The following is a 13,330-nucleotide window of genomic DNA, read 5'->3' as shown; positions in this document are numbered from 1 at the left end:
AACATGCAAGAATGGAGCGAAAAACAGCTTGACGATCAGTTGAAAGAAGGACAAAGAGCGTTTATCTTTTTCCATACACCTTTTTGCGGGACATGTCAGCTGGCAAAAAAAATGTTAACCGTAGCAGAAGCGATGCTGCCCGGTGTGACCATCGGAATGAGCAATTTAAATTATATGCCTTCAAAAGCAGAAGTATTTTCAATTGAAAGTGTACCTTGTTTGATTGAAGTGAAAAATGGCGAAATGGTAAAAAAACTCTATGCGTTTCATTCCATCGAGCACGTACTTGAAGAGCTTCGATAATCAAACGTTTGTTTAAAATGAAGAAATTGAAAGAGAGCAAACCGTTGGGGTTGTTGAAATCTTGGGATATTATCCCAAGAGTAAAATCTGTTGACAGCCTATCTGACACATGCTAAAATCACACTCATGAATGTTCATAAATGAATGAATATTTCCCAAAAACAAAATAATTGTTGCGAACTCTTATCAAGAGAGGTGGAGGGACTGAGCCCTGTGAAACCCGGCAACCGTCAGACTAACTGAAATGGTGCCAATTCCTGCAAAGCTATGCGCTTTGAAAGATGAGAGAAAGGATTAAATATCGAGCCTTTCTGTCATGCGCAGAGAGGCTTTTTTAATGGGGAAAATTGTTTTACGGCTTTTTCATCCTATAGGGCAACCTAACATAATTAAGTTTTTACTAAAGAAGGTGAAGAAATATGATTACATTAACAGACGTTACAAAAATTTATCAGGCTAAAAGCGGTCAAGTAACAGCTGTTGATAATGTGAATCTAACCGTTAACCAAGGTGAAATTTACGGAATTATTGGTTATAGCGGAGCGGGGAAAAGTTCTTTAATTCGCTTGCTAAACGGGTTAGAAACACCAACGACAGGAAAGGTCGAAGTAGCAGGTAATGATATTGGAAAAATTAAAGGCGGAAAACTCAGAAAAGCTAGACAAGAAATTAGTATGGTGTTTCAGCACTTTAATATCTTGTGGTCGCGTACGGTGCGAGAAAATATTGCATTTCCGTTAGAAATAGCAGGGATCTCAAAAGAAAAAAGAATGAAACGAGTAGACGAGCTTATCAAGCTAGTCGGGCTTGAAGGGCGTGAAAATGCTTATCCATCACAGCTTAGCGGTGGACAAAAGCAGCGCGTTGGTATTGCTCGAGCGCTAGCCAATAACCCAAAAGTATTGCTGTGTGATGAAGCAACATCAGCGCTTGATCCTCAAACGACAGATTCCATTTTAGATCTGTTAGTAGATATTAATGAGAAGCTAGGGTTAACCATTGTATTGATTACTCATGAAATGCACGTTATTCGTAAAATTTGTCATCGGGTAGCCGTTATGGAAAATGGGGCAGTGGTAGAAGAAGGACAAGTGCTAGAAGTATTCAGAAAACCTAAGCAGCCGATTACAAAACGATTCGTTCAACAGATTTCTGAACCAGAAGAAACGTTTGAAACAATTGAACAAGTACAGGAGTTATATCCAAGCGGGCAAATTATTCAGCTGACGTTTGTTGGCGGAAAAGCAGAGCAACCGCTCATTACAACGATTTTAAAACAGTTTGATGTAACGATTAATATTTTGCAAGGAAAGATTTCTCATACACAAACAGGTTCATACGGAACGTTGTTCGTTCATTTAGACGGAGAATTAACAGAAGTTGAAAAAGTCATTGCATACATTCATGAGCAGCAGGTAGAAGTGGAGGTAATGACAAATGCTTGAGAAACTATTTCCAAACGTTATTTTAGATGATTTTATTCAAGCGACAAATGAAACACTATATATGACGGCTATTTCAGTTATAGCCACGTTTGTTCTAGGTATTTTATTGGGCTTGCTTTTATTTTTAACGTCCAAAGGACAGCTTTGGCAAAACAAACCTTTATATGCCATTGTGTCAGCAGTTATAAATATCTTTCGTTCCATTCCATTCATTATTTTAATTGTTTTACTGATTCCATTTACCAAAGCATTGGTAGGAAGTATTTTAGGCGCTAATGCAGCGTTACCTGCTTTAATTGTTGGAGCAGCACCATTTTATGCGCGTCTTGTAGAAATTGGTCTGCGCGAAATTGATAAAGGTGTTATTGAAGCTGCTAAATCAATGGGAGCAACAACAAGCACTATTATCTTTAAAGTGCTGTTACCTGAATCGCTGCCAGCTTTAATTTCTGGTTTGACGGTAACGACGATTGCGTTAGTCGGCTATACGGCAATGGCGGGTGTGATTGGAGCTGGAGGTCTCGGGAATCTTGCATATTTAGAAGGATTCCAGCGCAGTCATAATGATGTAACGCTAGCTGCTACGATCTTAATTTTGATTATTGTATTTATTATCCAACTCATTGGAGATGCGATTACTGCAAAAATTGATAAAAGATAAAGGGAGGATTATTTATTATGAAAAAATGGCTTTCGGCTTTAGCACTAACATCTGCGCTAGTAGTAGGATTAGCTGCATGTGGATCTAACAATGGATCAAAAGATGAAAAGAAAATTGTTGTGGGTGCATCTAATACGCCTCATGCTGAAATTTTAGAACAAGCAAAACCGATTTTAGAAAAACAAGGAATCGACTTGGAAATTAAAAAATTCCAAGATTATATCTTACCGAACACAGCTCTTGCAAACAATGAAATTGATGCAAACTACTTCCAGCACGTTCCTTATATGAATTCAGTGCTAAAAGATCACAAGGGTGAAAAAGGGTATGATTTTGTAAGTGCCGGTGCCATTCACATTGAACCAATCGGTATCTACTCTAAAAAATACAAAAGCTTAAAAGATCTTCCGAAAAACGGCACAGTTATTATGCGTGATGCAGTAGCAGAGCAAGGACGTATTTTATCGATTTTTGAAAAAGCCGGCGTAATCAAATTAAAACCAGGCGTAAAGAAAACAGATGCACAAATTAAAGATATCGTAGAAAACCCAAAGAATTTAAAATTTAAAGCCGATGTTGAAGGCGGATTGTTACCTCAAATGTACAAAAATAATGAAGGTGACGCTGTTGTTATCAATGCTAACTATGCTATCGATGCTGGTTTAGATCCAGTAAAAGATCCAATCGCAGTGGAAAGCAAAGAAAATAACCCTTATGCAAACATCATTACGGTTCACAAAGGCGACGAAAATAAAGATACAGTGAAAGCTTTAGTGAAAGTTCTTCACTCTAAAGAAATTCAAGACTACATTAAAGAAAAATACAAAGGCGGAGTACTGCCGGTAAGTAAATAATAGAAGAAAAGCGCTTGCCCACTCTGGGCAAGTGCTTTTTTTGTATGCGGGAAAACGAATAACTCTTATTTTTCTCACGCATACTAACCGTGAAAACTTTACTGATGATGGGAGCTGACGTTATGCAGCAAGAAGCACGTCATTCAACTGAGCAAGCACTTCATGATTATAAAATGGGTGTTGGGAAATTTAGCGAAAAATTGCCGGAAGTAACAAAAACGTTTAATGCGTTTACTGAAGCATGTTTTGGAGAAGGTTCTCTTTCTAAAAAAGAAAAGCAGCTAATCGCGTTAGGAATCAGCGTAGTAGCTCAAGACGAGTACTGTATGATTTATCATACAAAAGGCTGCATTGATCAAGGTGCAACTGAGCAAGAAATTTTAGAAGCATGCGGAGTGTCAGCAGCATTTGGCGGAGGCGCAGCGATGAGTCAGTCCGTTACGCTTGTCCAAGAGTGTATTTCAGAACTGACTAGCCACACGCACTAAGTAAATAAAGTGAGTAAAAAAGCTTGTCTTAGAAGGCTCTATAGAGTCTTTTAAGGCAACTTTTTTATGAGTGGATTTAGTCTTGAAAAACGTACATAATGGTTTAAAACCTTTTGGGTCAAAAGGTTGCTATAAGTTTTCATTTGTTATAAGATTGTAATGAGAATAAAATGAGAATAATTAAAAAGATATAGGTATATCGTTTTTTACTATATACGTCTATAACTGGAGGTTTTAATATGGCAGGGTCAACTTTAACAATTAAAGATCTTCATGTTGCAATTGAAGGTAAAGAAATTTTAAAAGGTGTTAATTTAGAAGTTAAGGGCGGCGAAATCCATGCAATCATGGGACCAAACGGTACTGGTAAATCAACATTATCTTCAGCAATCATGGGACATCCTAAATACGAGGTTACACAAGGAAGCATCACGCTAGACGGCGAAGATGTACTTGAGATGGAAGTAGATGAACGCGCTCGTGCAGGTCTATTCCTAGCTATGCAATATCCAAGTGAAATCAGCGGGGTAACAAATGCTGACTTCTTACGTTCAGCAATTAATGCTCGTCGTGAAGAAGGCGAAGAAATTTCACTAATGAAATTCATCCGTCAATTAGACAAAAACATGGATTTCTTAGAAATGGATCAAGACATGGCTCAGCGTTACCTAAACGAAGGTTTCTCTGGCGGTGAGAAGAAACGTAATGAAATTCTTCAATTAATGATGCTTCAACCAGGAATTGCAATTTTAGATGAAATCGACTCTGGTTTAGATATCGATGCGTTAAAAGTTGTATCAAAAGGTATTAATGAACTGCGCGGCAGCGAGTTTGGTTGCTTAATGATTACTCACTACCAACGTTTACTAAACTACATTACACCAGATAAAGTTCACGTTATGATGCAAGGTCGCGTTGTAAAATCAGGCGGACCAGAATTAGCACAGCGTCTAGAGGCAGAAGGTTATGACTGGATCAAACAAGAATTAGGTATTGAAGACGAAACTGTAGAGCAAGAAGCTTAAGAGTTAGGAGGATCTCTATGACTATTGATACGAAATTACCATTTGATCAAGAGTACATCAGCAGCTTTTCAAAAGAAGCTAATGAACCAAGTTGGCTGCTAGATCTTCGCTTACAAGCTCTTGCGAAAGCAGAAGATCTTGCACTTCCAAAGCCAGATAAAACAAACATTTCGAAATGGAACTTTACTGCATTTGACAAGCACACTTCACAGGCAAGCACAATCTCATCTGTAGACGAGCTTCCAGAAGTGGTTAAAGCATTGATTGATACAGAAGCTGTTAAAAATTTATATGTTCAGCGTGACCAAACAGCTGCATATTCAACATTAACAGAAGAGCTAAAGTCTCAAGGCGTTATCTTCACAGATATTCAAACAGCTGCTAAAGAGCATAGCGACCTTGTTGAGAAGTACTTCATGAAAAACGGAGTTAAAGTAGATGAGCACCGTTTAACTGCATTAAACGCAGCGTTATTAAACGGCGGTGTATTTGTATACGTTCCTAAAAATGTAGAAGTACAAGAGCCGCTTCAAGCTGTATTTGTCCGTGAAGATGAAGAAGCTGCTTTATTCAACCATGTGATTGTTGTAGCTGAAGACAACAGCTCAGTAACATATGTAGAAAACTACATTGCTACTGCTGAAGAGTCAAACGGTGTTGTCAATATCGTGACAGAAGTATTTGCTAACAGCAATGCAAAAGTAACATTTGGGGCTGTTGACTACTTAGCTAAAGGTACAACTACTTATGTGAACCGCCGCGGCGTAGCGGGCAAAGATGGTCGCATTGAGTGGGCTTTAGGCTTAATGAGTGAAGGAAATACTGTTTCAGAAAATACAACGTATCTAATGGGCGACGGTTCATATGGAGATACAAAAACGGTAACAGTTGGACGTGGAGAGCAGTCTCAAAACTTAACAACAAGTATCGTACATTTTGGAAAACATTCTGAAGGCTACATTTTAAAACACGGCGTTATGAAAGAAAGCGCGTCTTCAATCTTTAACGGTATCGGTAAAATTGAACACGGTGCGTCTAAATCAAACGCTGAGCAAGAATCTCGTGTGTTAATGTTAAGTGAAAAAGCACGTGGAGACGCAAATCCAATTCTTCTAATTGATGAAGACGATGTAACAGCAGGACACGCTGCATCTGTTGGACGCGTAGATCCAATTCAGCTTTACTACTTAATGAGCCGCGGTATTCCGCAAACAGAAGCAGAACGTCTAGTTATCCACGGGTTCTTAGCACCAGTTGTAAACGAGTTGCCAATCGAAACGGTTAAAAAGCAATTAACAGATTTAATTGAAAGGAAAGTTCGATAATGAATATCTCTGATATTCGTAAACAATTTCCTATTTTAGACCAAGAGGTAAATGGCAGCCCACTCGTTTATTTAGACAGTGCAGCAACTTCACAAAAGCCGCTTGCTGTAATTGAAGCAATTGAGAAGTATTATAAAGAATATAACTCAAACGTACACCGAGGTGTTCACACGCTTGGTACAAGAGCAACAGACGGATACGAAGGCGCTCGTGAAAAGGTTCGTAAGTTTATTAATGCAAAATCAACGGAAGAGATTATCTTTACGCGCGGTACAACGACAGCTCTTAATACAGTAGCTGCAAGCTATGGCCGTGCTAATCTCAAACCTGGTGATGAAATTGTGATTACTTATATGGAGCATCACAGCAACATCATTCCTTGGCAGCAAGTTGCCAAGGAAACAGGTGCAACGTTAAAATATATTTCATTAACAGAAGATCATGCACTTTCACTAGAAGAGGTAAAAAGCACGATTACATCCAACACCAAAATTGTATCGATTATGCAAGTATCTAACGTATTGGGCACAATTAACCCAGTAAAAGAGATTGCAGAAATTGCACATGCTAACGGTGCAGTAATGGTTGTGGATGGTGCGCAAAGTACGCCTCACATGAAGGTGGATGTACAAGATTTAGACTGTGATTTCTTTGCTTTCTCTGGACATAAAATGGGCGGACCGACTGGAATCGGGGCTCTTTATGGAAAGAAAGAGCTTCTTGAAAAAATGGAACCAATCGAGTTTGGCGGCGAAATGATTGACTTCGTAAACCTATACGAATCAACGTGGAAAGAGCTTCCTTGGAAATTTGAAGGAGGTACGCCAATCATTGCAGGTGCAATTGGTTTAGGTGCAGCGATTGATTTCTTAGAAGAAGTTGGTTTAGATAATATTCAAGCACATGAGCACAAGTTAGCGCAGTATGCACTGGATCGCTTATCGCAAGTAGATGGAATTACGATTTACGGACCGAAAGAGCGAGCGGGTGTTGTGACGTTTAATATTGAAGATGTGCATCCGCACGACGTTGCAACAGTAGTAGACGCTGATGGAATTGCGATTCGTGCAGGTCATCACTGTGCGCAGCCGCTGATGAAATATTTAAACGTATCTTCTACTGCACGTGCAAGCTTCTATTTGTATAACACGGAAGAAGAAGTAGATAAATTGGTATCATCATTAATAAAAACGAAGGAGTATTTTACAAATGGCTTTTAATAATTTAGATACTCTCTATCGTCAAGTAATTATGGACCATTATAAAAATCCGCGTAATCGTGGAACGTTGAATGAAGATACTGTGAACATTCATATGAATAACCCGACGTGTGGAGACCGCATTGAACTTTCTTTAAAAGTAGAGGACGGCAAAGTGGTGGATGCAAAGTTCGAAGGTGAAGGATGTTCAATTTCAATGTCATCAGCTTCAATGATGACACAAGCAATTAAAGGTCAAGAAGTAGACAAAGCGTTTAAAATGGCCCATATCTTCTCTGACATGATGCAAGGTAAAGAGTATGATGATAGTATAGATTTAGGAGATATTGAAGCACTTCAAGGTGTAGCAAAATTTCCTGCGCGTATTAAATGTGCAACACTAGCGTGGAAAGCGATGGAAAAAGGTCTTAACGAACAAAAATAAGACCTTCATTCATTCCCAATCCTATCAAGTAGGGGGTAATAAAAGATGGCTAAAAAAATGCCAGAAATCGGCGATTATAAATATGGATTTTCCGATAAAGACGTATCAATTTTCCGCTCTAAACGCGGTTTAACGAAAGAAATCGTAGAAGAAATTTCTCGTATGAAAGAGGAGCCACAATGGATGCTTGACTTCCGTTTGAAATCTCTAGAGCACTTCTACAACATGCCAATGCCACAGTGGGGCGGAGACATGGCAAGCTTAGACTTTGATGAAATTACGTACTACGTAAAACCATCTGAGAAGTCTGAACGCTCTTGGGATGAAGTTCCTGAAGAAATTAAACAAACGTTTGATAAACTTGGTATTCCTGAAGCAGAGCAAAAGTATCTTGCGGGTGTATCAGCTCAGTACGAATCTGAAGTTGTTTATCACAATATGAAAGAAGATCTTGAAGCCCAAGGTATCGTATTTAAAGATACGGATACGGCGCTAAAAGAAAACGAAGATATTTTCCGTGAGCATTTTGGAAAAGTTATCCCGCCAACGGATAACAAATTCTCTGCTCTTAACTCGGCGGTTTGGTCTGGTGGATCATTTATTTACGTACCAAAAGGCGTAAAAGTAGATACACCATTACAAGCTTATTTCCGTATTAACTCTGAAAATATGGGACAGTTTGAGCGTACGTTAATTATTGCTGATGAAGGCTCACACGTCCACTATGTAGAGGGCTGTACAGCACCTGTTTATACAACAAACTCTCTTCACAGTGCCGTTGTAGAAATCATCATTAAAAAAGATGCGTATTGCCGCTATACAACAATTCAAAACTGGGCGAACAACGTATACAACCTTGTAACAAAACGCGCGGTTTGTGAAGCAAACGCAACAATGGAATGGATTGATGGAAACATCGGTTCTAAGTTAACAATGAAATATCCAGCTGTTATCTTAAAAGGTGAAGGTGCACGTGGTATGACATTATCTATTGCCCTTGCTGGTAAAGGACAGCACCAAGATGCTGGTGCAAAAATGATTCACTTAGCACCGAACACATCTTCAACGATCGTATCAAAATCAATTTCAAAACAAGGCGGTAAAGTAACATACCGTGGTATCGTACACTTCGGCCGTAAAGCAGAGGGTGCACGTGCGAACATTGAGTGTGATACGCTAATTATGGATAATCAATCAACTTCTGATACAATTCCGTACAATGAGATTTTAAACGATAACATCTCACTTGAGCATGAAGCGAAGGTATCGAAAGTATCTGAAGAACAATTATTCTATCTAATGAGCCGCGGTATTTCTGAAGAAGAAGCAACAGAAATGATTGTAATGGGCTTTATTGAGCCATTTACAAAAGAGCTTCCGATGGAATATGCAGTAGAAATGAACCGTCTAATCAAATTTGAAATGGAAGGTTCAATCGGTTAATAATAGATCAAAACTCGTTTGCTGTTTATGCAAACGAGTTTTTTTGTATCGTTTGTATTAAAATAAAGAAAAGCGAAGCTAAGAACATAGAGGAGGAGTGGCATGATTTATATTGGAGTTACAGGCTGGGGAGATCATGATTCATTATATGAAGCGGGGGTTTCATCAAGAGACAAGCTTGCCGTATATGCAGGCCATTTTCCAATTGTTGAAGTCGACTCATCTTTTTATGCAATTCAACCTAAATCAAATGTAGAAAAGTGGGTGAATGATACACCGGAATCTTTTCGTTTTGTAGTAAAAGCCTATCAAGGTATGACAGGGCATATGAGAGAAGGAAATCCGTTTGATAGCAAAGAAGAAATGTTTCATGCATTTTTAGAATCAGTGAAGCCTTACGTAACATCGAATAAGCTTGGTATGATTTTATTTCAAATGCCGCCCTGGTTTGACTGTACAAAAGAAAACGTAGCCTATTTGAGATATAGCCGCGAGAAGTTTGGAGATTTGCCAGTAGTTCTTGAGTTTCGAAATCAATCTTGGTTTAAGCCATTTTTCTACGATAAAACGCTGACGTTTATGGAACAAGAGAAGTGGATTCATGGTATTTGTGATGAACCGCAGGCAGGAGAAGGCTCTATTCCTATTGTGATTCATGCTACAGATAAACAGAAAACACTTATCCGTTTTCACGGACGAAACGTACACGGCTGGAACAAGCCCGCAGAAGGCAATTGGCGAGCAGTAAGGTTTTTGTATCGTTACAATGAAAAAGAGCTCCTAGAGTGGAAAGAACGTCTTGAAAAGCTGCAAAAACAAACGAAGGACATTTACCTGTTATTTAATAATAACTCCGGCGGAGATGCTGTACATAATGCCAAACAGCTCATGAGTTTATTAAATATTGAATATGAGAATTTAGCTCCTAAACAATTAGATTTTTTTAATGAATTTTAGCACTGAGTCCTATAAAAGTTTATATAAATAAGGAAGAAAGAATATAAACGTCAAATAGGTAGAAAAGTATATGTAAAACCTCACTTTTTTTCTTTCAAAATCATAAATTGATTAAGAAAGGAGTGAGCTACTATGATTACCTTAGAGCCTATCGTAATTGAAGGTCATACATTTAATGCGGTTACCGTATTGCTGCCAAAAACAACTCTGTTAACAATCTCATCAGATAAAGGGTACATTATGTGCGGAGCACTAGACGTAGGTCTATTAAATGATAAATTAGCTGATCGTCAAATAATAGCTGGAAGAGCTGTAGGTGTACGTACAATTGAACAGCTTCTTGAAGCGCCGCTTGAATCTGTAACGCTTGAAGCTGAAAAAAGAGGAATTTTTAAAGGAACAATTGGCAAAGATGCTTTATTGAAAATGCTTTAATATAGTGGGAAATTTAAGATAAAACTTTTTAAAAGAAGCGTGAACCTCCTTATACATGCATACATATAGCTTGTAAGGAGGGATTTTTTTTGGTTAAACTTCGTCGGAAATTAACAAGAAAAGGCCCGCTTCCTTTTCGCTACGTTCTGTTGCTCACCTTTCTTTTTTTTATGCTTTCCACAGGGGTAGGATTATGGCTAATTAATAGAGGGATTGAACCGACGTTAATGAAATATGCTGAAGCACAAACAAAAGAGATTGCAACTTTAGTTATTAATAAAGCGGTGAATAAACAGGTACTTGATCAACTGGATGTAGATGTTATTAAAGTTGAATCTACACCTAACGGTCAAGTAGCGAAAATTGACACAGCGCTTGTAAATCGGGTTAGAGCTCAGACTACGTCATTTGTTCAAGCTAATTTAAAAGAGGCAGAGAAAGGGAATTTAGATGCACTGGAACTTCCAACAGATATTCGTATTGAAAAAAATGAAAAGCTGCGGAATCAAGGGATTGTATACCAAGTTCCTCTTGGGCAAGCAACTAATAATGCGCTGCTTGGAAATCTAGGTCCGCTGATTCCGGTTAAATTTCATGCTATTGGTGACGTTCAAACAGACGTAGTGCGAAAAATCGAGGAGTATGGAATAAATAATGCGTTTCTTGAAGTATCCATCAAAGTAAAAGTAAACATGCAAATCATTATCCCGTTTGCAACGAGAAAAACAACCGTTACGGCTACAATTCCTGTAGGAGGGACTGTTATCCCTGGAAATGTTCCTGATTATTTTAACGGTGGAAATTCGTCTTCTCCGGCAATTGAACTTCCGAAGAAAAATTAACAATATTATATTAACGTGATAAAGTGTTATTTTAAAAGCAGGTACGGAAGTTCAAAAATACTTTCATATCTGCTTTTATTCATTGGGAAATTTGTCTGAATTTTCTATAAAAAATATTTTGACATACTATCTTCTCCCTTCTATAATTTGAGATAGGAAGTTACAGAAAAAATAATCTAAAAATTATAAAAATTCTCGTTGATCTACGATAAAAAGAGAGTAGGGAGAGAACAAGAGGGGGAATTACAGTGGAAAATAGGCCGGAGTGGGGATCAAGAGCAGGGTTTATTTTAGCAGCAGCAGGTTCAGCAATTGGACTAGGGAATATATGGAGATTTCCAGCCACTGCATATGAAAATGGAGGAGGGGCATTTTTTCTCCCCTATTTATTTGCTTTGTTGACGGCAGGGATTCCTATCTTAATCATGGAATTTGCTATTGGACATAAATATAAAGGTTCCTCTCCTTTATCATTAGCAAGACTAAGTCCCAAGGCTGAATGGCTAGGTTGGTGGCAAGTAGCTATTTCCTTTTTTATTTCGGTTTACTATTCCGTCATTATCGCGTGGGCGATGTCGTATTTTATCTTTTCATTTAAGTTAAGCTGGGGAAACGATACGGAAGCGTTTTTATATGGAGATTACTTAAAGTTAGCTGAAGCACCAGGACAAACAGGAAGCCTCGTATTACACGTTTTAATTCCGCTTGTACTTGTATGGATTGTGACATTAGGTGTCTTATTAAAAGGAATCAAAAAAGGAATTGAAGCCGCAAACAAAATCTTTCTACCAACACTAATTATTCTATTTTTAATCATTGTCATTCGAGCAGTTACGTTAGACGGAGCAATGGAAGGTCTACATGCTTTCTTTAAACCAAACTGGAGCGCAATTGGAGATGGAAAGGTTTGGATCGCGGCATATGGTCAAATTTTCTTTAGTTTATCTGTTGGTTTTGCTATTATGATCACTTATTCCAGTTATCTTCCAAAGAAATCTGATTTAACTAATAATGCGTTTATTACTGGATTTGGTAATTCAGCGTTTGAATTACTAGCAGGAATCGGTGTGTTTAGCGCACTAGGTTTTATGGCTACTCAGCAAGGTATCCCAATTGATAAAGTAGTTCAGGGAGGGGTAGGACTAGCCTTTGTGGTTTTCCCGCAAATTATTAATGAATTTCCAGCGTTTAAACAGCTGTTTGGAATGTTATTCTTTGCTTCCTTAACATTAGCAGGATTAACGTCGCTTATTTCAATTATTGAAACCTTCGTAGCAGGCATTCAAGATAAATTTACTATCTCACGTACAAAATCTGTATTAATAGGTGGAGGAATCGCTTCAATTTGCTCGCTATTATTTGCAACACAAGGAGGACTTTATTTCTTAGATGTGGTCGACTATTTCATTAATAACTTCGGAGTTGCTCTAGCAGGCTTAGTAGAAGTTGTATTAGTTGCTTGGGTATTTAAGAAGTTGAGCAGCCTTCAGCAGCATGCAAACGAAGTTTCTGATATCCGAATCGGTTCATGGTGGAAAATATGTTTAGGAGTAGTTACACCACTTGTACTTGGATACATGATGTTTGATAACTTCCGGAAAAATATTTCGGAAAATTACGAACAGTATGCAACGACTTTTGTAGGTCCTTTTGGTTGGGGTGTGGCAGCTCTGGCTGTTATTTTGGGAATTGCTTTTTCTTTTGCACGATGGAAAGATGGGACGCTTCGTTTGTCAGTTAAAGAGAAGGGGGTTTCTAAATAATGGATGGAAGTTCAATGACAATGATGGTTGTAGGGATGGTCATCATATGGGGCGGCTTGGCCGCGAGTATTGCTCATGCTGTGAAAAAAGCAAAAGAAAGTAAAGAATCAGGATAAAAAAACAGGAAGCACCAGCTTCCTGTTTT

At 38.3% G+C, this 13,330-nt stretch carries 15 protein-coding genes and 1 riboswitch; all 15 genes read left to right on the top strand.

Annotation, left to right across the window (positions count from 1 at the left end; all coding sequences use genetic code 11):
- Positions 1-3: 3 nt before the first annotated feature.
- The 15 genes from ACN6NE_RS09555 to ACN6NE_RS09485 all read left to right on the top strand — a co-directional run bounded on the left by ACN6NE_RS09555 (position 4) and on the right by ACN6NE_RS09485 (position 13,301).
- A complete protein-coding gene (locus ACN6NE_RS09555) occupies positions 4-303 on the top strand; it encodes a thioredoxin family protein (protein WP_013059652.1) in 300 nt (99 codons plus the stop codon).
- A 180-nt stretch (positions 304-483) separates the two neighbouring features.
- A riboswitch (SAM riboswitch) is annotated at positions 484-591 on the top strand.
- A gap of 131 nt (positions 592-722) precedes the next feature.
- Positions 723-1,748 (top strand): methionine ABC transporter ATP-binding protein, encoded by a 1,026-nt coding sequence (locus ACN6NE_RS09550; RefSeq protein WP_129705273.1) that lies wholly within the window; start codon positions 723-725, stop codon positions 1,746-1,748.
- Entirely contained in the window at positions 1,741-2,409 is a 669-nt protein-coding gene (locus tag ACN6NE_RS09545) for a methionine ABC transporter permease (protein ID WP_129705271.1), read from the top strand. The genes ACN6NE_RS09550 and ACN6NE_RS09545 overlap by 8 nt, the downstream gene beginning before the upstream one ends.
- 17 nt (positions 2,410-2,426) lie before the next feature.
- The gene (locus ACN6NE_RS09540; protein WP_129705269.1) at positions 2,427-3,263 is read left to right on the top strand and encodes a MetQ/NlpA family ABC transporter substrate-binding protein; all 837 of its coding nucleotides are present in this window, start codon (positions 2,427-2,429) and stop codon (positions 3,261-3,263) included.
- A gap of 122 nt (positions 3,264-3,385) precedes the next feature.
- Positions 3,386-3,751: a carboxymuconolactone decarboxylase family protein gene (locus ACN6NE_RS09535; RefSeq protein WP_013059648.1), complete on the top strand. Its 366-nt coding sequence runs from the start codon at positions 3,386-3,388 to the stop codon at positions 3,749-3,751.
- Positions 3,752-3,990: 239 nt separating this feature from the next.
- The gene (gene sufC / locus ACN6NE_RS09530; RefSeq protein ID WP_013059647.1) at positions 3,991-4,776 is read left to right on the top strand and encodes a Fe-S cluster assembly ATPase SufC; all 786 of its coding nucleotides are present in this window, start codon (positions 3,991-3,993) and stop codon (positions 4,774-4,776) included.
- A gap of 17 nt (positions 4,777-4,793) precedes the next feature.
- Positions 4,794-6,101, top strand: a complete 1,308-nt coding sequence (sufD, locus tag ACN6NE_RS09525) for a Fe-S cluster assembly protein SufD (protein ID WP_474325261.1) — start codon at positions 4,794-4,796, stop codon at positions 6,099-6,101.
- The gene (locus tag ACN6NE_RS09520) at positions 6,101-7,321 is read left to right on the top strand and encodes a cysteine desulfurase (protein ID WP_013059645.1); all 1,221 of its coding nucleotides are present in this window, start codon (positions 6,101-6,103) and stop codon (positions 7,319-7,321) included. The genes sufD and ACN6NE_RS09520 overlap by 1 nt, the downstream gene beginning before the upstream one ends.
- Positions 7,311-7,745: a Fe-S cluster assembly sulfur transfer protein SufU gene (gene sufU / locus ACN6NE_RS09515; protein WP_013085338.1), complete on the top strand. Its 435-nt coding sequence runs from the start codon at positions 7,311-7,313 to the stop codon at positions 7,743-7,745. Before ACN6NE_RS09520 ends, sufU begins: the two co-directional genes overlap by 11 nt.
- A 45-nt stretch (positions 7,746-7,790) precedes the next feature.
- Positions 7,791-9,188: a Fe-S cluster assembly protein SufB gene (gene sufB, locus ACN6NE_RS09510; RefSeq protein ID WP_013059643.1), complete on the top strand. Its 1,398-nt coding sequence runs from the start codon at positions 7,791-7,793 to the stop codon at positions 9,186-9,188.
- A gap of 102 nt (positions 9,189-9,290) precedes the next feature.
- Positions 9,291-10,145: a DUF72 domain-containing protein gene (locus ACN6NE_RS09505; RefSeq protein WP_474325260.1), complete on the top strand. Its 855-nt coding sequence runs from the start codon at positions 9,291-9,293 to the stop codon at positions 10,143-10,145.
- Between the two features lie 132 nt (positions 10,146-10,277).
- Positions 10,278-10,580, top strand: a complete 303-nt coding sequence (locus tag ACN6NE_RS09500; protein WP_129705264.1) for a YunC family protein — start codon at positions 10,278-10,280, stop codon at positions 10,578-10,580.
- A gap of 89 nt (positions 10,581-10,669) precedes the next feature.
- Positions 10,670-11,422 (top strand): sporulation protein YunB, encoded by a 753-nt coding sequence (gene yunB, locus ACN6NE_RS09495; protein WP_013059640.1) that lies wholly within the window; start codon positions 10,670-10,672, stop codon positions 11,420-11,422.
- Positions 11,423-11,670: 248 nt separating this feature from the next.
- A complete protein-coding gene (locus ACN6NE_RS09490; RefSeq protein WP_474325258.1) occupies positions 11,671-13,185 on the top strand; it encodes a sodium-dependent transporter in 1,515 nt (504 codons plus the stop codon).
- Entirely contained in the window at positions 13,185-13,301 is a 117-nt protein-coding gene (locus ACN6NE_RS09485) for a methionine/alanine import family NSS transporter small subunit (RefSeq protein WP_129705262.1), read from the top strand. The genes ACN6NE_RS09490 and ACN6NE_RS09485 overlap by 1 nt, the downstream gene beginning before the upstream one ends.
- The last annotated feature ends 29 nt before the right edge of the window (positions 13,302-13,330 follow it).

The sequence above is a fragment of the Priestia sp. 53B2 genome, assembly GCF_056099005.1.
The sequence above is the reverse complement of the archived record's forward strand: the minus strand, read 5'-3'. Positions and strand labels throughout refer to the sequence as shown.

Bases quoted from the DNA above. Each gene is read 5' to 3' on its own strand.
- ACN6NE_RS09555 (WP_013059652.1), top strand. From the start codon at position 4: ATGCAAGAATGGAGCGAAAAACAGCTTGACGATCAGTTGAAAGAAGGA.
- ACN6NE_RS09550 (WP_129705273.1), top strand. From the start codon at position 723: ATGATTACATTAACAGACGTTACAAAAATTTATCAGGCTAAAAGCGGT.
- ACN6NE_RS09545 (WP_129705271.1), top strand. From the start codon at position 1,741: ATGCTTGAGAAACTATTTCCAAACGTTATTTTAGATGATTTTATTCAA.
- ACN6NE_RS09540 (WP_129705269.1), top strand. From the start codon at position 2,427: ATGAAAAAATGGCTTTCGGCTTTAGCACTAACATCTGCGCTAGTAGTA.
- ACN6NE_RS09535 (WP_013059648.1), top strand. From the start codon at position 3,386: ATGCAGCAAGAAGCACGTCATTCAACTGAGCAAGCACTTCATGATTAT.
- sufC (WP_013059647.1), top strand. From the start codon at position 3,991: ATGGCAGGGTCAACTTTAACAATTAAAGATCTTCATGTTGCAATTGAA.
- sufD (WP_474325261.1), top strand. From the start codon at position 4,794: ATGACTATTGATACGAAATTACCATTTGATCAAGAGTACATCAGCAGC.
- ACN6NE_RS09520 (WP_013059645.1), top strand. From the start codon at position 6,101: ATGAATATCTCTGATATTCGTAAACAATTTCCTATTTTAGACCAAGAG.
- sufU (WP_013085338.1), top strand. From the start codon at position 7,311: ATGGCTTTTAATAATTTAGATACTCTCTATCGTCAAGTAATTATGGAC.
- sufB (WP_013059643.1), top strand. From the start codon at position 7,791: ATGGCTAAAAAAATGCCAGAAATCGGCGATTATAAATATGGATTTTCC.
- ACN6NE_RS09505 (WP_474325260.1), top strand. From the start codon at position 9,291: ATGATTTATATTGGAGTTACAGGCTGGGGAGATCATGATTCATTATAT.
- ACN6NE_RS09500 (WP_129705264.1), top strand. From the start codon at position 10,278: ATGATTACCTTAGAGCCTATCGTAATTGAAGGTCATACATTTAATGCG.
- ACN6NE_RS09485 (WP_129705262.1), top strand. From the start codon at position 13,185: ATGGATGGAAGTTCAATGACAATGATGGTTGTAGGGATGGTCATCATA.